Consider the following 22,221-nt stretch of genomic DNA (forward strand, 5'->3'; position numbering starts at 1 on the left):
GTTAGGATCGAAGGCACCGATTTTACGATAGCGGCGCTGCGCTGTCGGAGATTGTTCCGGGTTCGGCATCGGCGTCGATGCCATTTTCCAACGGTGCGATTTCAACCATGCTGTCGTCGACTGCCGGCACCGTATCGTCGTCCGGTTCCTCGTCCTCGATCTGCGCCATCACGGTCGGCACCACCTCGATCAGGCGCGCCTCCACGCTCAGGTCGACTTCGTCCCAGCCCAGCAGATCCAGCACCACCTGGCTGCCACGCGGCAGTGCCTGCATGCCCGGCAGCTTGATTACCAGTGGCAGATCGACCAGACGCAGAATCTCATCCTTGAGCACGACTGCCTCGACGCGGCGCGCCTGCTGCTGGGTCAGCCAGCGCAGGCACCAGTAGCGCTCCATGCTGTTCTGGAATTCGCCATACGCCGCGTAGGCCGCATCGAACGCCGAGACAATGGCGAACAGGTCGGCGTCGCGCGGCTTGAACGGCGCCGCCAGCGGGGCCATCACGCCATGCTCGACGCAGGCCAGGATTTGCCACTGGTTGACCAGATCGGTATAGCGCCGCAGCGGCGACGTGCTCCATGCATATTGATCGACACCGAGGCCCTGATGCGGCGCGGCGTGCGTGACCATGCGCACCTGCATCTTGGCCGCCCAGCCGCCGCTGCCGCCGCCCTGCGCGCGATAGATGCCCGGCACGCCGTGGTCATTCATCAGCTTGCCCCAGCTGCTGTTGGCAAAGATCATCAGCTCGGCGACGATCTTGTCGAGCGGCGCCCCGCGTTTGCGGCGCGTGATCGTGACGACATCGTCGTCAACATAAAAATTGAAATCGACCCGGTTGTTCTGTTCCGGCCGCAAGCCAAAACCTTCGCGCTTGACCATGCGTCCCTGCTCCAGCACCAGCGCCCATTGCCACAGCAGCGCCAGCTCGGCCTTGTGCGGATAGTCGCCGGCGCCGGCGGCGAGATTGTCTTCGGTGACGAAGGCATCGAGATCATTGTGGCGCAGGTTGGCCGCAATCGGGACGGCCTCGGCGCGGGTCTCGGTGCTGATGACGGACCAGTCGGTCGGGTCGAGCGTGGCATACAGCGACACCGCCGGACAGGTCTTGCCCTCGGCCAGCGTGAACGATTGCACCAGGTCGTCCGGCAGCATGGTGATTTTGTCACCGGGCATGTAGACCGTCGACATGCGCGCACGGGCAATCGCATCGATGGCGTCATCGCGCTTGATGCCAAGGGCCGGCGCGGCGATGTGAATGCCCACCCGCACCGTGCCGTCGGCAAGCGTGACGACCGAAAAGGCATCGTCGATTTCGGTGGTGGTGACATCATCGATGGAGAATGCGGCGACCTCGGCGACCGGCAACACCGGCGTCGCCGGGATCGCGAACGATGGAAACTGCAAACCCTTCGGGAACTGCTCGAACAGGAAACGCGAGAAGTGCAACTGCTTGGGCGAGGCAATCCCGCCGCAGTCGAGCATCAGGCGCTGCGGCGTGGTTTGCAGTTCATTGCAAGCTACTTCCATGGCCTTGTATTCGATGCTGTTCTTGTCCGGCTTGAACAGCAGTTGCAGCGCCAGCGCACGCATCGACTCGGGCAGTTCATGCGCCTTGAGCTGGTCGACGTACTGCGCCTGGATGACACCCTGCTGCTTCTTCTTTTCAATGCCGGCCAGCGCCGCTTGCAGCGATGCCACCGGTGCGGCCTTGTAACGGCCCTTGCCCTTGCGGTAGAAATACACCGGCGCCGAGTGCAGGCGCAGCAGCAGTCCGGCGGCTTCGGCCGGGTGCGGCGCATGGCCGAAATATTCGGTGCCCAGCTCGATGAAACCAAACTCTTCTTCGCCCGCGACTTCCCACAGAAAATCGAGATCGAGTCCGTCGCAGATCACCTTCGCTTCGGCCAGCAATTCCTGCGGCGCCGGCGCTGCGAACTGCAACAGCACATCCTTGACCTTGACCTTGGTGCGCTTGCCGGACTGCATTTCAACCTGATACGCCTCACCTGCCTGCGACATCATTACGCCGGCCTTGAAATCGCCGGACTCTTCAAAAAATACATTCATTGATGACTTTGCTGGTTAGTTGTCTTTGTTCGGGATGGCCGCGCTGGCAGCGGTTTGTGGCGTGTTCCCTGCCCCCGTTTCCTGCGCCGCCATGTCAATCGTCTGGTAAATCACTTGCGCGCGCAAATCGCGTTCGATGCGTGCCACGGCGACCCGACTGGCCGGAAATTCATCCGGCTGGCAGGCCAGCGCCGGATGCGTAATCGCCAAGCGTCGCACCGCGTTCAGCCTGCCGTCCGAGAAGGCATAACGGGATGCGTAGTCAAAGCCGGCTTGCGTCAGCGCCTGTCCTTTCGGCACCAGCAATTTCAGCGTCGGCGGCACGCGTATTTCGTAACGGTCTTCCAGCGTCCAGGCCGGGCACCAGTACGGCAACGTGCGCGCCGCACGCTGGTACACCGCACGCAAATGGTCGAACGCGATCGGGCCAACCAGCAGTGGCGCAAGCGGTATTGTGCCATTCTCGGCCAGCGCCAGATAATTGTTGATGCGCACGTCGATGCGCACGGTCAGGCCATCATCGTCGGCATGGTCCTCGAAACTGACGGCGCCACTGCCTTCCATGCCGCGCGTATCGAGCAATTCACGCACCCATTCACGCTCCTTGCGTTTGCCGATCGACTGGCGAATTTCACGCAAGTCGATGGCGGCGGCGCCGGTGGCGCTGATGCTGTAGTCGCCGCTGACATTGCCATCTTCGTCCAGGGTCAGGCGCGTGGTGCGGATCGCGGCAAAGCGGGTCGGATCGACCGTCGGCGTGCGCTGCACGGCCGCGCCGAGTGCGGCATGAATGACCGGCTTGTCGCTGTCGGCAATCGGCAGGATACCGAACGGCGTGCTCGGTCCGGCCGTGGAATCGAGGTACAGGTTCAGCGAGGGGACGTAGGTGATCACGTGGTTGAAGGCCGGATAGACCACCGGCGGCAGCGAGTACGAGGTCTTGTCGCTGTTGATCAGCACCGTGGTCGAGGTGATCCCGCGCGCCGCCAGCAAGGCTTCGAGCAGCACGACATGATCCTTGCAATCGCCATAACGGCTGGCCAGCACCGCGTTGGCCGGATGCGGCACCCAGCCGTCGCTGCCGACCCAGGTCGCGACATAGCGGACATTGCCGGCCACCCAGTCATACAGTGCCTTGGCCTGGGCGCGCGGTTCGCCGATGCCGGCCGTGAGCGTGCTGGCGAGCGCGGCTATCTCGGGCGTGACGGCGGCCATCGGGCGCGCCCGCAGATCGTAAGCCGTGGCAAATTGCTGCCAGTCCGTAAAGGTCGTCGCAACCAGATGCGGCGTGCTGCGAAACAGGTCGACCGAGCTGGTCTCAAGCGCCGTCGCCGCCAGGTTGCGCGCCTGCCAGCGGTAGCGGGTGCGGCCGTCACGCTCGATCACCGGCAGCGCCTCCAGCCGCACGGCATCGAACTGCAGCGGCATGGTCGAGGGCAATTCGATCGATACATCCACCGCATCCCACGCCAGATTGCGGGCGTAATTGCTGCTCGCATAAAACTGTCCGGCGAAGACAGGAACCTTCTGCGTCAATTTGTATTTGTAGGACACCGCGTCGCCGACTTCGAGCTGCGGGAACGTCAGCATCATGGTGCGCTGGTCGGCCTGCGAAATGCCATAGCCCGCAGCCACCTGACCTTGTTGCAGCTGCACCCCGGCGCTGCCGACATCAATCCGCCGGCCGTCCCTTTTCAGCGTGTACGCCTCCAGCAACTCGGCCTCTTCCAGCTTGCCGTTGTAGCTGATTGACATCTTGCCGCTGTTGACCAGTGCCACTTCGGTGAACAACCGATACGACAGGTCCTGCACCACCGACCATGTCGCATCCGCATTGACCTGATAGTCGGCCTGGTACTTGAGAAAACGCACATGGCCCTCGTCCTCGGCCCATACGCCATGGCTTGCCAGAACCAGCACCAGAAAGAGGAGAGCTTTCATTGCATCCGTCAATGTTGAAGACTGGAACTCATGCTACGCCGCGTTCGGCTGCAATGCGAGGTCCAGCACGGCCGGCAGAAAGATTTCGCTCACCAGCAGGCTGCCGCGCCGGCGATGGTACAGGCAACGCCGCGCAAAAAGCACTGGCGCAGCTTGCGGCCCCAGCGCTTCGACCAGCCGCAGGCGCATCGGATGATCGGTACGCAGGCGGGCGAATTCGAGTTGGCCGCGCTGCACCAGCGGATCGCCAAACAGCGTGCTGCCCAGCGAGCGTTCGCCGAGGCTGCCAAACAGCGGCCAGTCCGAGGCCGTGGCGTTGAGCGGAACGCTGGTGTGTGCAAACACCACCGGCCGGCCGTCGCACGCCAGCACGACATTGCGTTGTTGCACCTGCACGCGCCGCGGCAGCCGCAGGATCTCTTGCTCATCCGGCATCACCAGCCCGCGCCCCTGCCGAATCCGGCGCACCCGGAACTGCCGGCTGTGCTCCATCAGGCGCGCAGTCAATGACCCGGGCTCGGTCAGCCAGGCACGCATTTGCGGCGGCGCGTTGACAGCATTGACATGCGACCACCAGCGCGTGGCGATCACTTCGGCTCCGGCGTTCTGTCGCAGAACGCCAGCACCGCATCCAGATACTCGGCAAATTCGCTGATGCCGTGATCGCTGCCGGTGATCACGCAGTGCTGCGCGCCAGGATAGTGCGCCACCATCTCGCGCCAGTCGAGCACCTCGTCGCCAGTCGCGGCCAGCAGCAGGTAGCGTGAAGGGAGAGTGATGGTTCCGATGGCCAGCGCGCGCAGCTCGTCGATGTACGCGCGCTTGAACTCGAACGGCGCGTCGGAATGAAACTGGGTGCTGACGCCGACGTACTTGTCGAGATCGCGCGGCGGCGCCACGGCGGGATTGAGCAGGACCGCGTGGGCCCCGGTGCATTCCGCCAGCCAGGTCGCGTAATAGCCGCCCAGCGATGAGCCGACCAGCACCAGTTCGGCCGGATCGACGCCGGCGATCAATTGCTGCGCCAACGCGATCGCGGCGCGCGGCGAGGCCGGCAACTGCGGACACACATACTCGCCGGCGCGGCCGAGCTGCTGCAGGCGCTCACCGAGCAGGCGCGCCTTGGACGACTGCGGCGACGAACGAAAACCATGCAGATACAGGATCATCGACGGACTTGTGCCAGTGCATCGAGCAGCCGTTGATGGACGCCGCCGAAGCCGCCGTTGCTCATGACCAGCACCTGATCGCCGGGCTGCGTCGCGGCGACGATGGCTTGCACCAGTTCGCCCAGGTCGTCGAAGGCGGCGGCCTTGTCGCCCAGCGGCGCCAGCGCTTCGGCCAGATTCCACCCGAGCGCATTTTTGCCGTCGCCTTTGGCGCCATAGCCGAACACCAGGTCGGCTTGCGCCAGGCTGCCCGGCAAGGCGTTTTTCATGGTGCCCAGCTTCATGGTGTTCGAGCGCGGCTCCAGCACGGCCAGAATGCGGGCGGCGCCAACCTGCTGCCGCAGTCCGGCGACGGTGGTCGCGATGGCGGTCGGGTGATGCGCGAAATCGTCGAACACGCGCACGCCGCCGACCTCGCCACGCAGCTCCATGCGCCGGCGTACATTGCGGAATTTGCCCAGCGCTTCGATCGCCACGCCGATTGGCACGCCGACATGACGCGCAGCGGCAATCGCCGCCAGGGCATTCATGCGGTTGTGCTCGCCGCTCAGTTCCCACTGCACCGTACCTTCGTGTCGGCCATTGAAATGGATCGAAAAGCTGCCATCGTTGTGATCCTCCAGCCGCCAGCCGGTGTCAGCGTCGGCGTCAACGCCAAACCATTCGAGCTCGCTCCAGCAGCCGCGGTCGATTACCGTGTGCAACGCCGGCTCGCGCTGGTTGACCAGCAACCTGCCGACTTGCGGCACCGTGCGCACCAGATGATGGAACTGGGTTTCGATGGCGGCCAGGTCGGGGAAAATGTCGGCGTGGTCATACTCGAGATTGTTCAGGATTACGGTGCGCGCGCGGTAATGCACGAACTTGCTGCGCTTGTCGAAAAATGCGGTGTCGTATTCGTCGGCCTCGATGACGAAGAAGATGGAGTCGGCGTCATCACCGGACAGCCGGGCAGATATCCCGAAGTTCATCGGCACGCCGCCGATCAGAAAGCCCGGCTGATACCCGGCATCTTCCAGAATCCAGGCCAGCATCGACGCGGTGGTGGTCTTGCCGTGCGTACCGGCGACTGCCAGCACCCAGCGGTCCTTCAGGATATGTTCGCCAATCCACTGCGGTCCGGACGTGTAGGGCAACGCCCGGTTCAGGATGGCTTCCATCAGCGCATTCCCGCGCGTGACGATATTACCGATGACGTACAGATCGGGTTTCAGGTCCAGCTGCTCGGGACCGAAGCCCTCGATCAGCTCGATGCCCTGGGCTTCGAGCTGGGTGCTCATCGGCGGATACACGTTGAGGTCACAGCCGGTGACACGATGTCCGGCTTGCCGGGCCAGCACTGCCAGGCCACCCATGAAGGTGCCGCAGATGCCAAGAATATGAATATGCATGAGTCACCACCAAATTGAATGGGGGAATTTTACCCGAGCACCGCATTGCACAGAACGGCAGTTTTTCAGCCGGGTTATGATGCCGCCCATGCCTATCAGTTACCCCAGTGACGCCGAACAGCTGCGCGCCGAAATCGCCGCGGCCGCCGCGCGCATGATTGCCGAAGACGGCGCCGACTTCGGCAGCGCCAAACGGCGCGCCGTGAAACAGATTCTCGGCAATCGCAAGCTGCGCGGCGACGTCATGCCCGACAATGCGCAAGTCGAAGCGGAAGTGCGTATCTATAATGAACTGTTTTTTGGCGACACCCAACCGGCGCGCTTGCTGGCACTACGCCAATTGGCGCTGCAGTTGATGACCGAGCTGGCGCCGTTTGCGCCGTATCTGGTCGGCGCGGTGCTCAACGGCACCGCCGGCGCCCATTCCGACATACGGTTGCATCTGTTCGCCGAGAGCGCAAAAGACGTGGAGATTTATCTGTTGAACAAGAATATTGACTTCGAGGTGTCCGAAGGCGCCCGCACCAACCCCAAGGGCGATCCGGTCGAAGTACTCAGTTTTATGTGGCAAGGCGAAGGGGTGCATCTGTCGCTGCATGCCCCCGACGATGTGCGTGGCAACAGCGGCAAGACCGAGCGGGCAGATGTCAACGCGCTGCGGCGCTTACTGGAAGAGGACGCAGGATGAAATCATCACGCTGGCTGATCGTCGCCATCGCCGCGCTGTGCATCGGGCTGGGAGCCTGGTTCGGGCTGCAGCGGCAAAACCAGGCGTCCAGCCGGGCCGCCGTTGACACGCTGTTCAGGCAATCGCTGGTCGATCTGGCCAACAAGCCGCAAGCCTTGTCGCAATGGCAAGGCAAGACCTTGCTGGTGAACTTCTGGGCAACCTGGTGCGCCCCGTGTGTCCAGGAAATGCCGGAGTTATCAGAACTGCAAACTGCAATTGGCAATCCGGGCACGCAAATCATCGGCATCGGGATTGATTCCCCGGCCAGCATTCGCGCATTTTCCAAGGAGGTGCCAGTCAGTTATCCACTGTATGTCGGCGGCATCGACGGCAGCGAATTGACGCGCCAGTTCGGCAATGCCGCTGGCAGCCTGCCGTTTACCGTGCTGATCGGGCCGGATGGCACTGTCAAAAAGACCTGGCTGGGACGGCTGGATGTCGCCGCGGTGCGCCGCGACATCGCCGGACTTTGATCTGGCGCGGCGGGTTTTCCTTGCCAATCGCTGGCATTTAGCCGCAAAATGCGGCGATCGTCGTGAAACGGAATGATTTTTTCGATGGCAAAGAACCTTCTACTGATCAATGGACCGAACCTGAATTTGCTGGGGATGCGCGAGCCTGCGGTCTACGGCAATGCAACCCTGGCGGATGTCGAGCATGCCGCCGTGCATCAGGCGCAAGCGGCGGGCGCCGCCTTGCACTGTTTTCAGAGCAATCATGAAGGTGCGCTGATCGACCGGATTCATCTGGCCCGCAGCGAGGACGTTGACGCCATCGTCATCAATCCGGGTGGACTGACGCATACCAGCGTGGCATTGCGCGACGCGCTCGCCGCGGTGGCGATACCATTCATTGAAGTACACATCTCCAATATTCATCAAAGAGAAGCGTTCCGGCACCACTCCTATTTGTCGGCAATTGCTGCGGGCGTCATCTGCGGGCTTGGCATTGGCGGCTATCGCGCTGCGGTCGAGCACGCACTGGTTGCGCTGTAAATTTCCTTTTTTTGCCGGCAAACAACATATAATCCGGCCTCTTTGTCTATCCATTTGTAAAACGATAATTATTCCAAGGGATTCCACATGGACTTACGAAAACTGAAAACATTGATCGACCTGGTTGCCGAGTCGGATATTGCCGAGCTCGAAGTCACCGAGGGCGAAAGCAAGGTCCGCATCGTCAAGACTCCCGCCGTACAGCCAGGACAAATGATGATGATGCAACCGCAACATCAGGCCATGCCGCAACATGCGCCGGCGGTGGTCACCGTGCCGCCGGTCGAAGAACCAAAGGGTCATGTCGTCAAGTCGCCGATGGTCGGCACGTTCTATCGCTCGTCAGCGCCAGGCACCCCGGCCTACGTTGAAGTCGGCAGCAACGTCAAGGATGGCGACACGCTGTGCATCATCGAAGCAATGAAGCTGTTGAATGAAATCGACGCCGATGCCACCGGCGTCATCACGCAAATCCTGGTTGAAAACGGCCAACCGGTCGAATTTGGTCAACCGTTGTTTGTGATTGCGTAGTGGTCAATTAAGGTTGTGTGTCGGCAGCGTCTGTCGACACTTGCGCATTCCCACCTTCTACAACACCGACATCACATCCCATGTTTGAAAAAATCCTCATCGCCAACCGCGGCGAAATTGCCCTGCGAATCCAGCGCGCCTGTCGCGAGATGAACATCAAGACCGTGGTGGTGCACTCCGAAGCCGACCGCGATGCCAAGTACGTCAAGCTGGCCGATGAATCGGTCTGCATCGGCCCTGCGCCGTCCTCCCTGAGCTATCTGAACATGCCGGCCATCATCAGTGCCGCCGAGGTCACGGATGCCGAGGCGATTCATCCGGGCTACGGCTTTTTGTCGGAGAACGCCGACTTCGCCGAGCGCGTCGAGCAATCCGGTTTCGTGTTCATCGGCCCGCGCTCCGAATCGATTCGACTGATGGGTGACAAGGTCTCTGCCAAGCAAGCGATGATCCGCGCCGGCGTGCCATGCGTGCCCGGCTCCGAAGGCGCCTTGCCGGATAACCCGAAGGAAATCATCCAGACCGCCCGCAAGGTCGGCTATCCGGTCATCATCAAGGCCGCTGGCGGCGGTGGCGGACGCGGCATGCGCGTGGTGCACACCGAAGCGGCGCTGCTCAACGCGGTGACGATGACCAAGACCGAAGCCGGGACTGCCTTTGGCAATCCCGAGGTCTACATGGAGAAATACCTCGAAAATCCGCGTCACGTCGAAATCCAGATCCTGGCCGATGAGTTCAAGAATGCCATCTGGCTGGGTGAACGCGACTGCTCGATGCAGCGGCGTCATCAAAAGGTCATTGAGGAAGCACCGGCGGTCGGGATTCCGCGCAAGATCATCGAGCGCATCGGTGACCGTTGTGCCGAAGCCTGTCGCAAGATGGGCTATCGCGGCGCCGGTACGTTTGAATTCCTGTACGAAAACGGCGAATTTTATTTCATCGAAATGAATACCCGCGTGCAGGTCGAGCATCCAGTGACCGAAATGATTACCGGCATCGATATCGTGCAGGAGCAAATCCGCATCGCAGCCGGCGAGAAACTGCGCTATCGGCAGCGCGACGTCGAACTCAAGGGCCACGCGATCGAATGCCGCATCAATGCGGAAGATGCCTTCAAGTTCACGCCCTCGCCTGGCAAGATCCTGACCTGGCATGCACCGGGCGGCCCTGGCATCCGGGTCGATTCGCATGCCTATGCCGGCTACTACGTGCCGCCGCATTACGATTCGATGATCGGCAAGGTGATCGCCTATGGCGCCACGCGCGACCAGGCCATCAAGCGCATGCAGATCGCATTGTCGGAAATGGTCGTCGAAGGTATCCTGACCAACATCCCGCTGCACCGCGACCTGATGGTCGATGCGCGCTTCATTGAAGGCGGCACCAACATCCATTATCTGGAACAGAAGCTGGCCAACAAACCGGACCTGCCAAAGGACCTCAAAGCTGACGTTGCCCCATAAAGCGAGCCCCATGAGCTGGACTGAAATCGTCATTGAAGTCGCCCGCAACCATGCCGAAAGCCTGTCGGACGCATTGATGGAAGCCGGCGCCCTGGCGGTCTCGGTCGAGGACGCCGATGAAGGCACGGCCGCCGAACGCCCACTGTTTGGCGAACCCGGCATGGCGCCCGAACAGGCCGCCTGGGAGCGTAGCCGCGTGGTGGTGCTGACCGCCACCGATGTCGATGCTGCGGCGCTGATCGCCGAAGCCATCGCCATCGCCGCATTGCCGCTGACCCCGGCCGATCTGCCGTTCACGCTGCGCGCTGTGGCCGAGCAGGACTGGGTGCGCTTGACCCAGTCGCAATTTGCACCCATCCATATTGGCAAGAATATCTGGGTCGTGCCGAGCTGGCACGACGCCCCCGATCCCGACGGACTGATTCTGGAACTCGATCCCGGACTGGCATTCGGCACCGGCAGCCACCCGACCACGCGCCTGTGCATGGAATGGCTGGAGCAACACGCACCAGCCGGCCAGTCCGTGCTGGACTATGGTTGCGGCTCGGGGATTCTGGCGCTGGTCGCTTGCAAGCTCGGTGCGGCCGCGGTGGTCGGCGTGGATATCGATCCGCAGGCGATCGAATCGGCGCGCTTCAACAGTGAGCGCAATGATTGCGAGATTGCCTACTTCCTGCCGGATGAGTTCAACCGCGATGATGGCAACCAGACCTTCGACGTGGTGGTCGCCAACATCCTGTCGGGCCCGTTGAAGATGATGGCGCCCATGCTGTGCAGCCGCATTGCCGCCAACGGCACATTGCTGCTGTCGGGCGTATTGGCCGACCAGGCCGACGGCGTCATTGCGGCGTATGCCTCGTTGCTGCCGCTGACGGTCTGGGCCGAACATGAAGGCTGGGTCGCGCTGGCAGGCCGGCTTCCCCACGGCGCGTAATCGCCATGGCGCTCGCTACGCAATGTCCGCACTGCCAGACCACCTTCCGGGTCGCGCATGACCAGTTGAAATTGCGCGCCGGGCTGGTGCGCTGCGGGTCCTGCAAGCAGATCTTCAATGGCGTCGAGCATCTGCTGCGTCCAAGCGACGCGCCGCCGGCTCCGGTCATGACCGAAGCGCCGTTGCCGGTGCCGTTGCCAATGCCCGTGCCGGTGCCGCCGCCACTGCCTGTCACGCCCTCCGTGGTTGAAGCTGCTGCCAGCGCGACCGATCCTGATCTGTATCCCGCCTTCGACCTGATCGACGCTCCGCCTCTTGCCGCACCGCCGCCGGCCGTAACGTCCCCCGAAAAAACCGCCGACGATCCTCTGCAGCGCATGACGCTCATGCGCATCTCCGACGACGATGACCAGGACGACGACGAGGCGGCGATGTCGCAGTCCGAGGCGCCAGCCGACATGGTCGGGCCGCCGGCGCCGCAGCTGCCTGACGAGCTCGACGAGGCGATCGAATACCTGCAACGCAAACCATGGCGCGGCCAGAAAAAGTCGATACGACGGGCCGACATCGAAGGACCGGCTGTGGCGGAGCCGTCCGAGGCACCCAGTTTCATCAACGACTACCAGTCCGCCCCGCGTTCGCGGCGCAAGCATCTCGCGCTGTCGGTCGGGGCGATGCTGCTGTTGCTGGCCGCGCTGGGACAATCCTGCTATCTGTTACGCGACCAGATTGCCGCGCGTTGGCCGGCGGCCCAGCCAGCGCTGAAGGCCGCCTGCGCCGTGCTGGGTTGCCGTATCGAATTGCTGGCGCAGATTGATGCCGTGTCGATCGAGTCGAGCGAACTGGCGGCACTCAATCCGGCCAGGAATACCTTCGCGCTCAATCTGCTGCTGCGCAATCGCAGCAGCACGCCGCAGCGGTGGCCCAGCATCGAGTTAACCCTGCTGGATGCCAATGACCGGCCCGTGATCCGTCGCGTATTCACCGAGCGCGACTATTTGCAGGCGGGCCTGAACGCAACCGGCGGATTCGGCCCGAACGCCGAACAGAGCACCAGGATTGCGTTCGAGCTGTTGCAGCAAAAGGCCTCGAATTACCGGGTTTACCTGTTTTATCCCTGACGCGCCACTTTCCTTAGGATTTTCCATGACCTCCCTGATCTGCGGCTCGCTCGCCTTTGATACCATCATGTCCTTTGACGGACGCTTCAGCGAGGCAATTCTTGCCGATCAGCTGCACAAGATCAATGTCGCCTTTCTGGTGCCGGCAATGCGGCGCGAATTCGGCGGCTGCGCCGGCAATATCGCGTACAACCTGAAACTGCTGGGTGGCGATCCATTAATCATGGCAACCATCGGCATTGATGGCGATCCGTATCTGGAACGCCTGGCCGGCCAGGATATTTCGGCGCGCTGCATCCGTCGCGTCGCCGACGCCTACACCGCGCAAGCCTTCATTACGACCGATGCCGACAGCAACCAGATCACCGCGTTTCATCCCGGCGCGATGACGTTCTCTCATCAGAACAGGATTGCCGATGCCGGCGCGGTCCGACTCGCCATCATCGCTCCGGATGGGCGCGACGGCATGCTCGAGCACGCCCGCCAATGCGCCGATGCCCGGCTTCCCTTCATCTTCGATCCAGGCCAGGGCTTGCCGATGTTCGACGGCGCCGCCCTGCGCGATTTCATTGATCTGGCCAGCTATGTGGCGGTCAATGATTACGAAGGCGAGCTGCTGACCGAACGCACCGGCTTATCATTTGCGCAGATCGCCGATCGCGTCACCGCGCTGGTCGTTACGCGTGGCGAGAACGGCGCGCATATCTATGCCGGTGGCGAACAGCTGGAGATTCCACCGGTTCAGGTCACGCAGGTCGTCGATCCGACCGGGTGTGGCGACGCGTTTCGCGCCGGCATGTTATATGGCTTGAGTCAGGACATGGATTGGCCCACCATTGGCCGCTTGTCCAGCCTGATGGGAGCGATCAAGATCGAACATCAAGGCGGCCAGAATCACGCGCCGTCGCGTGACGAAATTGAAGCGCGCTTCGAGGCTGCGTTCGGCTACCGGTTCTAGGACAGCTCCGCCAGCAGCAGCTGGCCGACCCGTTCGATGTTCAAGGCGGTTCCACTGATCTGCAGTAGCTTGCGCTTGCTGGTCAGCCCATGGGTGACGGTGACCGAAGTGCGGGCGACCTGCAGCCGCTCGCTCAGAAAACGAATCAAGGCCGCATTGGCCTTGCCTTCGATGGGCTGGGCTTGCAGGCGGATCTTGAGGACATCGTCAGCCACGCCAACGATTTCCGATTTCCGGGCATTGGGAGTGACCTGCACCGCCAGCCGGATGACATCGCCATGAACGCTGCACCAGGGCTGCGGCGATGTCGCCATCAGCCGATCGCGCGCGCCGCCGTGCTGGCCAGCTGGAGGGCGATCTGCAGCAGCAGCAGCGCCACCAGCGGCGATAGGTCGATATTTCCGATCAGGGGGACGATGCGCCGCAAGGGCCGCAGCAGTGGATCCGACAGTGACGCGATGAAGGGTGCCAGCGGCGCGTGGGGATTGACCCAGCTGAAAATGGCGCCGATCAGAATCATGCCCATGAAGCCATACAGTATCCACTGCACCAGGCGCAGCAGCGTCAGCACCAGGATCAGCTGTGGATCAAAGCCGGCAATCAACAGGACTTCGACACCGGTTGCCAGCAGCGCCACCAGAATCGCCCCCACCAGGCTCGACCAGTCATAACCACCCAGTCCCGGCACGAGCCGCCGCAACGGCAGCACCAGCCAGTCGGACAGTTGAAAAATGAATTGCGCCACCGAATTGGGTGGTCTCACGCGAATGGCCTGCATCCAGAAACGCAGGAGCAAGACACCTGCCAGCATGCCGGCGACCGTGTCAATAATCAGCGTGAAAATACTGTTCAACACTTCGTCTTCTCCCAAAAAAAACCCGCTGCGCAGCAAAGGCTGCACAACGGGCATTGTGCCTGAAACGAATCAGGCGCGGATTACGACGGCCGTGTTCCGGTCGGAAACGGCCATGCCGCTGCCGGATTCAACACGGTTTTTACTGCTGGTGCGACGGCAGGTGCGGCAGCCGGTTTTTTCGGTGCGACTGCTTTCTTTGGCGCGACGACAGGCTTGGCGACGACAGCTGCTGGAGCAGGTTTTGCAGCCGGCTTGGCGGCTGGCTTCGCTGCGGCCTTGACAGCTGGCTTGGCTGCTGGCTTGGCCGCAGGTTTGGCTGCTGGCTTCGCCGCGGCTTTGGCTACTGGCTTCGCTGCGGCTTTGGCTGCTGGCTTTGCTGCTGGCTTTGCTGCGGCCTTCGCTGCTGGCTTGGCTGCTGCCTTGGCCACTGGTTTTTTCGCTGCAACTGCTTTTGCCGGCGCGGCTTTTTTTGCAGCCGGTTTGGCAGCGACAGCTTTCGCGGCTGGCTTCTTCGCTACGACAGCCTTCTTGGCGACTGGCTTGGCGACCGCTTTTTTGGCAACCGGCTTTTTCACTGCCACAGCCTTTTTGGCGACCGGCTTGGCGGCAGCTTTCTTGGCGACTGGTTTGGCAGCTGCTTTTTTGGCTACCGGTTTTTTTGCAGCGACCGCCTTTTTAGCTACTGGCTTGGCAGCTGCTTTTGCAACTGGCTTCGCAGCGACTTTTTTGGCGACTGGTTTTGCAGCGGCTTTTTTGGCGACTGGTTTGGCAGCTGCCTTTTTAGCGACAACCTTCTTCGCCACTACGGCTTTCTTTGGTGCTGCCGCTTTTTTGGCGACCGGCTTGGCGGCTGCTTTTTTAGCGACATCTTTTTTTGCTACGACGGCTTTCTTGGCCGGTGCAGCTTTCTTCGCGGCGGCTTTCGCTGCGGTTTTTTTTGTTGCTGTTGCCATTTTGTTTCTCCTTCACGTGATGGAAAAAATCATGCTTAGACTGAAACCCTACCTTCCCATCGCGATGAGTCGGTCGGATTATTCATCGGCGCAAACAGGGATCCGTTTGCGCTAATGAATTCGGCACCAGCTGAACTGCTGCATCTCCTCACTTATGCAGCACTTCAGCCATACATTTGGCTGGAATACTCCGGCACGGGCATCATCGCCATGTTCCGGAGGATCTTGCGGCAAGCATTACAACCCGCATCGAGATCGTCACAACCAAAAAAAACGCCGGCAATTACGCCAGCGTCGGAAAGGGGTGAAATAAAAGCGCGCCAATATTCAAAGAAAAAGCCGCCTCACCCGGCACAACCGGGGACAGCGGCTCCAACAGTTCAGATCGGGTTCGACGTCTGCTGTTCATTGAATCGGGGTATCGCCTTTCTTTCTGGTGAACTGTCCGGGCCGGATGATCAACATGCCTGCCCTGACAATTCATGATGAGCCAACGTTGAAGAGCTCATTGTTTCGTGTGGTACTGCTTACTCCCAATTCAGAGCACCGCCTGTTTGATATTCGATGACCCGGGTTTCGAAAAAGTTACGTTCCTTTTTCAGATCGATCATTTCACTCATCCAGGGAAACGGATTTTCTTCATTGGCGAACATCGGATCGAGACCAATCTGCTGCGCGCGGCGATTTGCGATGAACCGCAAATAACCCTTGAACATCGGTGCATTCAACCCTAGCACACCACGCGGCATTGTATCCTCTGCGTATCGATATTCCAACTCAACGGCGCTGAAAAACAACGCTTTAATCTCGTCGCGAAACTCGGGTGTCCACAACTGCGGATTTTCCATCTTGATGGTGTTGACCAGATCAATGCCGAAGTTACAGTGCATCGATTCGTCGCGCAAAATATATTGATACTGTTCCGCCGCACCCATCATTTTGTTTTGCCGGCCGAGCGCCAGAATCTGCGCAAAGCCCACGTAGAAAAACAGCCCTTCCATCAGGCACGAGAAGACGATCAAGGACTTCAACAGCTTCTGATCGTTGATCGTCGTGCCGGTCGTGAAATGCGGATCGGTTAATACGTCGATGAACGGAATGAGAAATTCATCCTTGTCGCGAATCGATTTGACTTCGTGGTACGCGTTGAAAATCTCGGCCTCGTCCAGTCCGAGCGATTCGGTAATGTACTGGTAAGCGTGGGTATGGATCGCTTCTTCAAACGCCTGGCGCAGCAAATACTGGCGGCATTCCGGCGCAGTAATGTGGCGATAGGTCCCCAACACGATGTTGTTGGCCGCCAGTGAGTCGGCAGTGACGAAGAAACCCAGGTTGCGCTTGACCAGACGACGCTCGTCTTCAGTCAGTCCGTTAGGGCTCTTCCACAACTCGATGTCGCGCTGCATGTTGATTTCCTGCGGCATCCAGTGATTGGCACAACCGGCCAGATATTTATCCCAGGCCCATTTGTATTTGAACGGCACCAGTTGATTGACGTCGGTCTTGCCGTTGATGATGCGCTTGTCGGCAGCATTCATGCGACGGGTCGGGTCGACATCCGGCACGGCTTGCGGCGCTGGCGCCGGCTCAGCCGCAACATTGGCAGCGACCGGGCGACCGGCCAACTGGCTCAGCGGCGACAACATCGGCTGTGCCGCCGGATCAAATGCGGCGGTACCAGCATGTGGTGGCTTGACCGCGGGTACAACTTCCTCATCCCAACTCAACATGTCCATTCCTTTTCTTAAATGCAGACAATTCAAATTCAATTCATGTGATGCGGCGAGCAGCCAATACGGTTACTGGCAGGCTTCGCACTCTTCAAAGCCATCGTCACCCGGACGCAGCACGCATGCCGGGCCATCCATCTCGACGCTGGCCGCGCTGCCTGCGGTGGTGTACGCACTCAGGGCGGCACCGTTGTTGACGCCATCGGCCGACACGGCGTTGAGCGAACCGGTTTTCGAGGTGGATTTTTCCATGTGCGTTGCGCCAATGGTGCGCAAGTAATAGGTCGTTTTCAATCCACGCAACCAGGCCAGCTTGTAGGTTTCGTCGAGCTTTTTGCCCGATGCACCTGCCATATAGATGTTCAGCGATTGCGCCTGGTCGATCCACTTCTGCCGGCGCGATGCCGCTTCCACCAGCCAGGATGGCTCGACTTCGAAGGCGGTCGCATAAATGTCGCGCAGTTCCTGAGGAATACGGTCGATTTTTGCCAGGCTGCCGTCAAAATATTTCAGGTCGGAGATCATCACTTCATCCCACAATCCACGCGCTTTCAAATCCCGCACCAGGTATTCGTTGATCTCGGTGAATTCGCCGGACAGGTTGGATTTCACGTACAAATTCTGGTAAGTCGGTTCGATGCATGCAGCTACGCCAATGATATTGGAAATCGTCGCCGTCGGTGCAATCGCTACGCAGTTCGAATTGCGCATCCCATGCTGCTTGATGCGTTCACGCAGTGGTGTCCAGTCCATGTTCTCGGACAGATCGGCTTCAAGATAGCCGCCCCGCTCTTCCATCAACAGTTTCAGCGAATCCTGCGGCAGGATGCCACGGTCCCACAGCGAACCGCGATAGGAGCTGTAACGCCCACGCTCCTCGGCCAGTTCGGTCGAGGCGTAATACGCGAAATAACACACCGCTTCCATCGAACGATCGGCAAAGGTGACCGCATCCATCGACGCGTACGGAATCCGCATCATGTGCAGGCAATCCTGGAAGCCCATGATGCCCAGACCGACCGGACGATGACGCAGGTTCGAATCACGCGCCTTCTTGACTGCATAGTAGTTAATGTCGATCACGTTATCCAGCATGCGCATCGCGGTGCGGATGGTTTTTTGCAGCTTGACGTGATCGAGCTTGCCGTCCTTCATGTGCGCCGGCAGGTTGACCGAGCCCAGATTGCAGACGGCGATTTCGGATTCGTTGGTATTCAAGGTGATCTCGGTGCACAGGTTTGAGCTGTGCACGACACCGACATGCTGTTGTGGCGACCGGATATTGCATGGGTCCTTGAACGTGATCCATGGATGGCCGGTTTCGAACAGCATCGACAGCATCTTGCGCCACAGGTCGAGTGCCGCGATTTTCTTGAACAGGCGCATCTCGCCGCGCGCTGCCTTGGCTTCGTAGGCGGTGTAAGCCGTTTCGAAGGCACGGCCGTATTTATCATGCAGATCCGGCACATCGCTTGGCGAAAACAGGACCCAGTCACCCTTTTCCATCACGCGCTTCATGAACAGGTCCGGAATCCAGTTGGCGGTGTTCATGTCATGCGTGCGGCGGCGATCGTCGCCGGTGTTCTTGCGCAGGTCGAGGAATTCCTCGATGTCCATGTGCCAGGTTTCCAGATAGGCACAGACCGCGCCCTTGCGTTTGCCGCCCTGGTTGACCGCCACGGCGGTGTCGTTGACCACTTTCAGGAATGGCACCACGCCCTGTGATTTGCCGTTGGTGCCCTTGATGTGGGCGCCGAGCGAACGCACTGGCGTCCAGTCGTTACCCAGACCGCCGGCGTATTTGGCCAGCAGCGCGTTTTCCTTGATGGCGTCGTAGATGCCTTCGAGGTCATCCGAGACCGTGGTCAGGTAGCACGACGACAGTTGCGAACGCTGGGTGCCGGAGTTGAACAGGGTTGGCGTCGAACTCATGAAGTCAAAGCTCGACAACAGGTTGTAGAACTCGATGGCGCGTTCTTCGCGGTTGATTTCGTTGAGCGCCAGGCCCATTGCCACCCGCATGTAGAACGCCTGTGGCATTTCGATGCGGATATCGCGGATATGCAGGAAGTAACGGTCATACAGGGTTTGCAGGCCGAGATAGCCGAACTGCAGATCGCGATCCGGCACCAGTGCATCGCCGAGTTTTTTCAGGTCGAACTGGGCCAGCTTGGCGTCGAGCAGATCGGCCTCGATACCCTTCTTGATGAAGCGCGGAAAGTACTCCAGATAGGCTGACTGGGCGTCGGCTTGCGCGACTTCCTGGCCGAATACTTCCTTGCGGATCGTGTGCATCAGCAGGCGCGCGGTGACGGTGCTGTAAGCCGGGTCTTTTTCCATCAGTGCACGCGCGGCCAGAATCGCCGACTTGTGCAGCTCTTCGACCGGGACGCCGTCGTACAGGTTCTTGACCGTTTCGAACAGGATCGCTTCGGCATCGACGTGCTTTTCGAGTCCGATGCAGGCAGCCTGGATCAGATCGCGCACCTGCTGCATGTCGAGCAGGCGCCGCTGGCCATCCTCGGTCACATGCAGTTGCACCGATGCGCCAGCCGGTTGCGCAGCCTGCTGCTGGGCGCGCTCTTCCATGCGCTTGGCGCGATACAGCACATAGGCACGCGCGACATCGTGCTCACCCGAACGCATCAGCGACAGTTCAACCTGATCCTGGATGTCTTCGATGTGGAAAGTGCCACCGGCTGGCTGGCGACGCACCAGCGCCGACACCACATTGGCGGTCAGTTGTTCGACCAGCTCACGCACCCGCGCCGACGCCGCGCCCTGGCCGCCATTGACCGCCAGAAAAGCCTTGGTCACCGCAATGGAAATCTTCGACGGCTCGAAACCGACCACCGAACCGTTACGGCGGATGATGCGGTAATCGGCCAGGCCTGCCTGCTGATGCAAGGCGGCTGGCGTGTTCGCCGCGACGTTGGCGGAGCCGGGAAAATCAGATGCGGATTTCATGGACAGATCGGAGGTGGATTGCATGTTGGTGCCCTTGTGATGATCGCTGACGGCAGGTTGACTGCCGCTGCAGTGTGTTTTCAGACGCCTTCGGTAACAGGCGCTTATTGTTTGTTTTGCGGTTTGCCTGAATGCCGGCGGTGAATTTCGCCACCGGCAAACTGCTCCCTTCAACGGGGTCTGCCCACAGCCCCTGGACCACTGATGCGTCGTGCAGTTACTTGAACAGCCCAAAAGGGAAAATCACGCGGGCCACTACATCTAGTTGTGACTCGTGTGATTTGCACTAATTCTAGTGCCTCAATGGGTGAGGCGCAACGTCTAAATAGGAGATTCAGACAGATTTTTTGGTTGCATTTGCCGGCAAATTTTGCTCCGCGGTGACAAACCGCAGGACCGGGTCGGGGCAGGATTGGCGCGTATCGGGCGCAAGCCCTGATGCCCATTGGGATTGGTAAAATTGCCAGTCAAAAAATGGTCCCGGATCGGTCTTGCGACCGGGGGCAATCTGTTGATGACCAGTGACCGAGGTTAACGGGTGGATGCGTTGCAATGCATGGGTCAGGGCACACAGTACCGCATATTGCGCTGCAGCGAACGGGACCGTGTCGGTGCCTTCGAGTTCAATGCCAACCGAAAAATCATTGCAGCGCTCACGCTCGCCGAAGCGTGACACCCCGGCGTGCCAGGCGCGCTGCAGCGTCGACACGAACTGCAACAGCGTGCCGTCGCGCCGGATCAGGAAATGCGCCGACACGTGCATTCCGCGCAATCGGTCAAACCAGGGATCGGCGTCGTAATCCAGCGTATTGGCAAACAGATCGGCGATCCACGGTCCGCCAAACTGTCCCGGCGGCAGGCTGATGTTATGGATCACCAGCAGATCGATCTGGCTGCCCGCCGGTCGCACGTCGCAATTTGGCGATGGCAGCTGGCGCGCCTGCGGACACCAGCCGCGCGCGTCGATCGCGATGGCGTCGTTGGCGTCAATCGGGTTCATTGATCCCCAGTCGCTGCATGCGGTAGCGCAGCTGGCGAAAACTCACGCCAAGCAGTTCGGCCGCCTGGGTGCGGTTGAAATTGGTTTTCGCCAGCGCCCTGCGGATGACTTCTCGCTCCACCTCGTCCATATGATCCGGCAGCGAATTCGGCAGGCTGGCTTCGGCTGGCGCCGGCGCTGGCGTATCCGGCGCCGGGACGCTGGCCGGCACCTGAATGTCGCTGGCGGCAACCGGCCCGGACTTGAGCGCCAGGTCGGCGACTTCGATGACACCACCATCGGCAAACGCCATGGCCCGCTCCAGAATGTTTTCCAGCTCACGGACGTTGCCGGGAAAGCCATACTGGCGCAGCGCATCCAGCGCCGCCGCCGACAGCACTGCGGGATCTCCCGGGGCGCCGAGGCGCGCGAGGATCGCCTGCGACAACAGGCCGATGTCATCGAGCCGTTCGCGCAACGGCGGCAAGCGCAGTTCGATGACGTTGAGGCGATAGTACAGATCCTGCCGGAATTTTCCCTGCTCGACCCATTCGGCCAGATTCTGGTGGGTCGCGCTGATCAGCCGGACATCGACCGGCTCTTCGACCGTCGCGCCGATCTTGCGCACGCGCCGTTCCTGGATCGCCCGCAGCAGCTTGACCTGCATTGCCAGCGGCAGGTCGGCGACCTCGTCGAGCAGCAGGGTGCCACCATTGGCCGCCTGAAAGAATCCTTCGCGATCATCGGAGGCACCGGTAAACGCACCCTTGCGATAGCCAAAGAATTCGGCCTCCATCAAGGCTTCCGGAATGGCGCCGCAGTTAACAGCAACGAACGGCTTGTCGGCGCGCGCACTTTGGCTATGCATATCGCGCGCGGCCAGCTCCTTGCCGCTGCCGGATTCGCCGGTAATGGCAATCGGCGCCATGCTGCGCGCCAGCCGCACGATCTGGGCGCGCAGGTCACGCATGGCCGCCGACTCGCCGATCAGGCGCAATGACGGCGCCGCCGGTGTCACGCTGGCACTGCGCTTGTCGATGCGCAGCGCCGACTGCACCATCTGCCGCAGTTGCTCCACCCGCACCGGCTTGGACAGGTAATCGAAGGCGCCGGCCTTGAGCGCTGCCACCGCGTTCTCGGCGCTGCCGAATGCCGTGATCACGGCGATCGGCGTAGTGCGATTGTCGGCCGACACCTCGCGCACCAGTTCGATGCCGAGCCCGTCCGGCAGGCGCATGTCGGTCAGCACCAGGTCGTAGTCCTGTTCTGCAAGATATGCGCGGGCCTGCGTCAGGCAATCGGCGCTGTCGACATCCAGGCCCATCTTGAGCAGGGTGATTTCAAGCAGCTCACGCAGATCGGCTTCATCATCGACGATCAGGATACGGGGTGAACTCATCGGCTAATCTCTTTGCTGGATGGCATGGCGGTG

21 protein-coding genes are annotated in these 22,221 nt (G+C 60.8%); 9 read left to right on the plus strand and 12 right to left on the minus strand.

All coding sequences use genetic code 11. The features are described 5' to 3' along the window. Nucleotides 1-22 precede the first annotated feature (22 nt). The 5 genes from RCH09_RS03575 to mpl are packed head-to-tail and all read right to left on the minus strand — an operon-like array spanning nt 23 to nt 6,572. Entirely contained in the window at nt 23-2,071 is a 2,049-nt protein-coding gene (locus RCH09_RS03575; RefSeq protein ID WP_326939671.1) for a ribonuclease catalytic domain-containing protein, read from the minus strand. Nucleotides 2,072-2,086: 15 nt separating this feature from the next. Beyond that, complete coding sequence (locus tag RCH09_RS03580) at nt 2,087-4,012, minus strand: DUF3857 domain-containing transglutaminase family protein (RefSeq protein WP_326939672.1); 1,926 nt, start codon at nt 4,010-4,012, stop codon at nt 2,087-2,089. Between the two features lie 33 nt (nt 4,013-4,045). Next, a complete protein-coding gene (locus tag RCH09_RS03585) occupies nt 4,046-4,603 on the minus strand; it encodes a chorismate--pyruvate lyase family protein (protein ID WP_326939673.1) in 558 nt (185 codons plus the stop codon). Further along, nucleotides 4,600-5,181 carry a YqiA/YcfP family alpha/beta fold hydrolase gene (locus RCH09_RS03590; RefSeq protein ID WP_326939675.1) on the minus strand — a complete coding sequence of 194 codons (582 nt, stop codon included), beginning with the start codon at nt 5,179-5,181 and terminating at the stop codon, nt 4,600-4,602. The genes RCH09_RS03585 and RCH09_RS03590 overlap by 4 nt, the downstream gene beginning before the upstream one ends. After that, nucleotides 5,178-6,572 carry a UDP-N-acetylmuramate:L-alanyl-gamma-D-glutamyl-meso-diaminopimelate ligase gene (gene mpl / locus RCH09_RS03595; protein WP_326939676.1) on the minus strand — a complete coding sequence of 465 codons (1,395 nt, stop codon included), beginning with the start codon at nt 6,570-6,572 and terminating at the stop codon, nt 5,178-5,180. Before mpl ends, RCH09_RS03590 begins: the two co-directional genes overlap by 4 nt. A gap of 88 nt (nt 6,573-6,660) precedes the next feature. Here mpl and RCH09_RS03600 point away from each other — a divergent pair, with 88 nt between their 5' ends. The 8 genes from RCH09_RS03600 to RCH09_RS03635 all read left to right on the plus strand — a co-directional run bounded on the left by RCH09_RS03600 (nt 6,661) and on the right by RCH09_RS03635 (nt 13,304). Beyond that, nucleotides 6,661-7,260, plus strand: a complete 600-nt coding sequence (locus RCH09_RS03600) for a hypothetical protein (protein WP_326939677.1) — start codon at nt 6,661-6,663, stop codon at nt 7,258-7,260. Further along, nucleotides 7,257-7,775, plus strand: coding sequence for a TlpA family protein disulfide reductase (locus RCH09_RS03605; protein ID WP_326939679.1), 519 nt, complete (start codon nt 7,257-7,259; stop codon nt 7,773-7,775). Before RCH09_RS03600 ends, RCH09_RS03605 begins: the two co-directional genes overlap by 4 nt. Nucleotides 7,776-7,859: 84 nt before the next feature. Then, entirely contained in the window at nt 7,860-8,297 is a 438-nt protein-coding gene (aroQ, locus tag RCH09_RS03610) for a type II 3-dehydroquinate dehydratase (RefSeq protein ID WP_326939680.1), read from the plus strand. Nucleotides 8,298-8,384: 87 nt separating this feature from the next. After that, nucleotides 8,385-8,828 carry an acetyl-CoA carboxylase biotin carboxyl carrier protein gene (accB, locus tag RCH09_RS03615; RefSeq protein WP_326939681.1) on the plus strand — a complete coding sequence of 148 codons (444 nt, stop codon included), beginning with the start codon at nt 8,385-8,387 and terminating at the stop codon, nt 8,826-8,828. An 80-nt stretch (nt 8,829-8,908) separates the two neighbouring features. Then, complete coding sequence (accC, locus tag RCH09_RS03620) at nt 8,909-10,291, plus strand: acetyl-CoA carboxylase biotin carboxylase subunit (protein WP_326939682.1); 1,383 nt, start codon at nt 8,909-8,911, stop codon at nt 10,289-10,291. Nucleotides 10,292-10,301: 10 nt separating this feature from the next. Continuing rightward, nucleotides 10,302-11,225 (plus strand): 50S ribosomal protein L11 methyltransferase, encoded by a 924-nt coding sequence (prmA, locus tag RCH09_RS03625; protein WP_326939683.1) that lies wholly within the window; start codon nt 10,302-10,304, stop codon nt 11,223-11,225. A 5-nt stretch (nt 11,226-11,230) separates the two neighbouring features. Then, complete coding sequence (locus RCH09_RS03630; RefSeq protein WP_326939684.1) at nt 11,231-12,346, plus strand: DUF3426 domain-containing protein; 1,116 nt, start codon at nt 11,231-11,233, stop codon at nt 12,344-12,346. 25 nt (nt 12,347-12,371) lie between these two features. Further along, on the plus strand, nt 12,372-13,304 hold the full coding sequence (locus tag RCH09_RS03635) for a carbohydrate kinase family protein (protein ID WP_326939685.1): 933 nt from the start codon (nt 12,372-12,374) through the stop codon (nt 13,302-13,304). On the opposite strand, the gene RCH09_RS03640 is transcribed toward RCH09_RS03635, so the two are convergent. The 3 genes from RCH09_RS03640 to RCH09_RS03650 form a co-directional block, all read right to left on the minus strand. Beyond that, on the minus strand, nt 13,301-13,618 hold the full coding sequence (locus tag RCH09_RS03640; RefSeq protein ID WP_326939686.1) for a DUF167 domain-containing protein: 318 nt from the start codon (nt 13,616-13,618) through the stop codon (nt 13,301-13,303). The genes RCH09_RS03635 and RCH09_RS03640 overlap by 4 nt on opposite strands. Continuing rightward, nucleotides 13,618-14,160 carry a YggT family protein gene (locus RCH09_RS03645; protein WP_326939687.1) on the minus strand — a complete coding sequence of 181 codons (543 nt, stop codon included), beginning with the start codon at nt 14,158-14,160 and terminating at the stop codon, nt 13,618-13,620. The genes RCH09_RS03640 and RCH09_RS03645 overlap by 1 nt, the downstream gene beginning before the upstream one ends. An 80-nt stretch (nt 14,161-14,240) precedes the next feature. Beyond that, nucleotides 14,241-15,113, minus strand: coding sequence for a histone (locus tag RCH09_RS03650; RefSeq protein ID WP_326939688.1), 873 nt, complete (start codon nt 15,111-15,113; stop codon nt 14,241-14,243). A gap of 114 nt (nt 15,114-15,227) precedes the next feature. Here RCH09_RS03650 and RCH09_RS03655 point away from each other — a divergent pair, with 114 nt between their 5' ends. Further along, entirely contained in the window at nt 15,228-15,599 is a 372-nt protein-coding gene (locus RCH09_RS03655) for a hypothetical protein (RefSeq protein ID WP_326939689.1), read from the plus strand. Between the two features lie 41 nt (nt 15,600-15,640). On the opposite strand, the gene RCH09_RS03660 is transcribed toward RCH09_RS03655, so the two are convergent. The 4 genes from RCH09_RS03660 to RCH09_RS03675 all read right to left on the minus strand — a co-directional run bounded on the left by RCH09_RS03660 (nt 15,641) and on the right by RCH09_RS03675 (nt 22,188). Continuing rightward, on the minus strand, nt 15,641-16,843 hold the full coding sequence (locus RCH09_RS03660; RefSeq protein ID WP_326939690.1) for a ribonucleotide-diphosphate reductase subunit beta: 1,203 nt from the start codon (nt 16,841-16,843) through the stop codon (nt 15,641-15,643). 69 nt (nt 16,844-16,912) lie between these two features. Further along, the gene (locus RCH09_RS03665) at nt 16,913-19,834 is read right to left on the minus strand and encodes a ribonucleoside-diphosphate reductase subunit alpha (RefSeq protein ID WP_326939691.1); all 2,922 of its coding nucleotides are present in this window, start codon (nt 19,832-19,834) and stop codon (nt 16,913-16,915) included. Nucleotides 19,835-20,144: 310 nt separating this feature from the next. Next, the gene (gene ampD, locus RCH09_RS03670) at nt 20,145-20,810 is read right to left on the minus strand and encodes a 1,6-anhydro-N-acetylmuramyl-L-alanine amidase AmpD (protein WP_326939692.1); all 666 of its coding nucleotides are present in this window, start codon (nt 20,808-20,810) and stop codon (nt 20,145-20,147) included. After that, nucleotides 20,797-22,188 carry a sigma-54-dependent transcriptional regulator gene (locus RCH09_RS03675; protein ID WP_326939693.1) on the minus strand — a complete coding sequence of 464 codons (1,392 nt, stop codon included), beginning with the start codon at nt 22,186-22,188 and terminating at the stop codon, nt 20,797-20,799. Before RCH09_RS03675 ends, ampD begins: the two co-directional genes overlap by 14 nt. Nucleotides 22,189-22,221: the final 33 nt, after the last annotated feature.

The sequence above is a fragment of the Actimicrobium sp. GrIS 1.19 genome, assembly GCF_035984655.1.
Lineage (GTDB): Bacteria > Pseudomonadota > Gammaproteobacteria > Burkholderiales > Burkholderiaceae_D > Actimicrobium.

Bases quoted from the DNA above. Each gene is read 5' to 3' on its own strand.
- RCH09_RS03575 (WP_326939671.1), bottom strand. From the start codon at position 2,071: ATGAATGTATTTTTTGAAGAGTCCGGCGATTTCAAGGCCGGCGTAATG.
- RCH09_RS03580 (WP_326939672.1), bottom strand. From the start codon at position 4,012: ATGAAAGCTCTCCTCTTTCTGGTGCTGGTTCTGGCAAGCCATGGCGTA.
- RCH09_RS03590 (WP_326939675.1), bottom strand. From the start codon at position 5,181: ATGATCCTGTATCTGCATGGTTTTCGTTCGTCGCCGCAGTCGTCCAAG.
- mpl (WP_326939676.1), bottom strand. From the start codon at position 6,572: ATGCATATTCATATTCTTGGCATCTGCGGCACCTTCATGGGTGGCCTG.
- RCH09_RS03600 (WP_326939677.1), top strand. From the start codon at position 6,661: ATGCCTATCAGTTACCCCAGTGACGCCGAACAGCTGCGCGCCGAAATC.
- RCH09_RS03605 (WP_326939679.1), top strand. From the start codon at position 7,257: ATGAAATCATCACGCTGGCTGATCGTCGCCATCGCCGCGCTGTGCATC.
- aroQ (WP_326939680.1), top strand. From the start codon at position 7,860: ATGGCAAAGAACCTTCTACTGATCAATGGACCGAACCTGAATTTGCTG.
- accB (WP_326939681.1), top strand. From the start codon at position 8,385: ATGGACTTACGAAAACTGAAAACATTGATCGACCTGGTTGCCGAGTCG.
- accC (WP_326939682.1), top strand. From the start codon at position 8,909: ATGTTTGAAAAAATCCTCATCGCCAACCGCGGCGAAATTGCCCTGCGA.
- prmA (WP_326939683.1), top strand. From the start codon at position 10,302: ATGAGCTGGACTGAAATCGTCATTGAAGTCGCCCGCAACCATGCCGAA.
- RCH09_RS03630 (WP_326939684.1), top strand. From the start codon at position 11,231: ATGGCGCTCGCTACGCAATGTCCGCACTGCCAGACCACCTTCCGGGTC.
- RCH09_RS03635 (WP_326939685.1), top strand. From the start codon at position 12,372: ATGACCTCCCTGATCTGCGGCTCGCTCGCCTTTGATACCATCATGTCC.
- RCH09_RS03640 (WP_326939686.1), bottom strand. From the start codon at position 13,618: ATGGCGACATCGCCGCAGCCCTGGTGCAGCGTTCATGGCGATGTCATC.
- RCH09_RS03650 (WP_326939688.1), bottom strand. From the start codon at position 15,113: ATGGCAACAGCAACAAAAAAAACCGCAGCGAAAGCCGCCGCGAAGAAA.
- RCH09_RS03655 (WP_326939689.1), top strand. From the start codon at position 15,228: ATGAATTCGGCACCAGCTGAACTGCTGCATCTCCTCACTTATGCAGCA.
- RCH09_RS03660 (WP_326939690.1), bottom strand. From the start codon at position 16,843: ATGTTGAGTTGGGATGAGGAAGTTGTACCCGCGGTCAAGCCACCACAT.
- RCH09_RS03665 (WP_326939691.1), bottom strand. From the start codon at position 19,834: ATGCAATCCACCTCCGATCTGTCCATGAAATCCGCATCTGATTTTCCC.
- ampD (WP_326939692.1), bottom strand. From the start codon at position 20,810: ATGAACCCGATTGACGCCAACGACGCCATCGCGATCGACGCGCGCGGC.
- RCH09_RS03675 (WP_326939693.1), bottom strand. From the start codon at position 22,188: ATGAGTTCACCCCGTATCCTGATCGTCGATGATGAAGCCGATCTGCGT.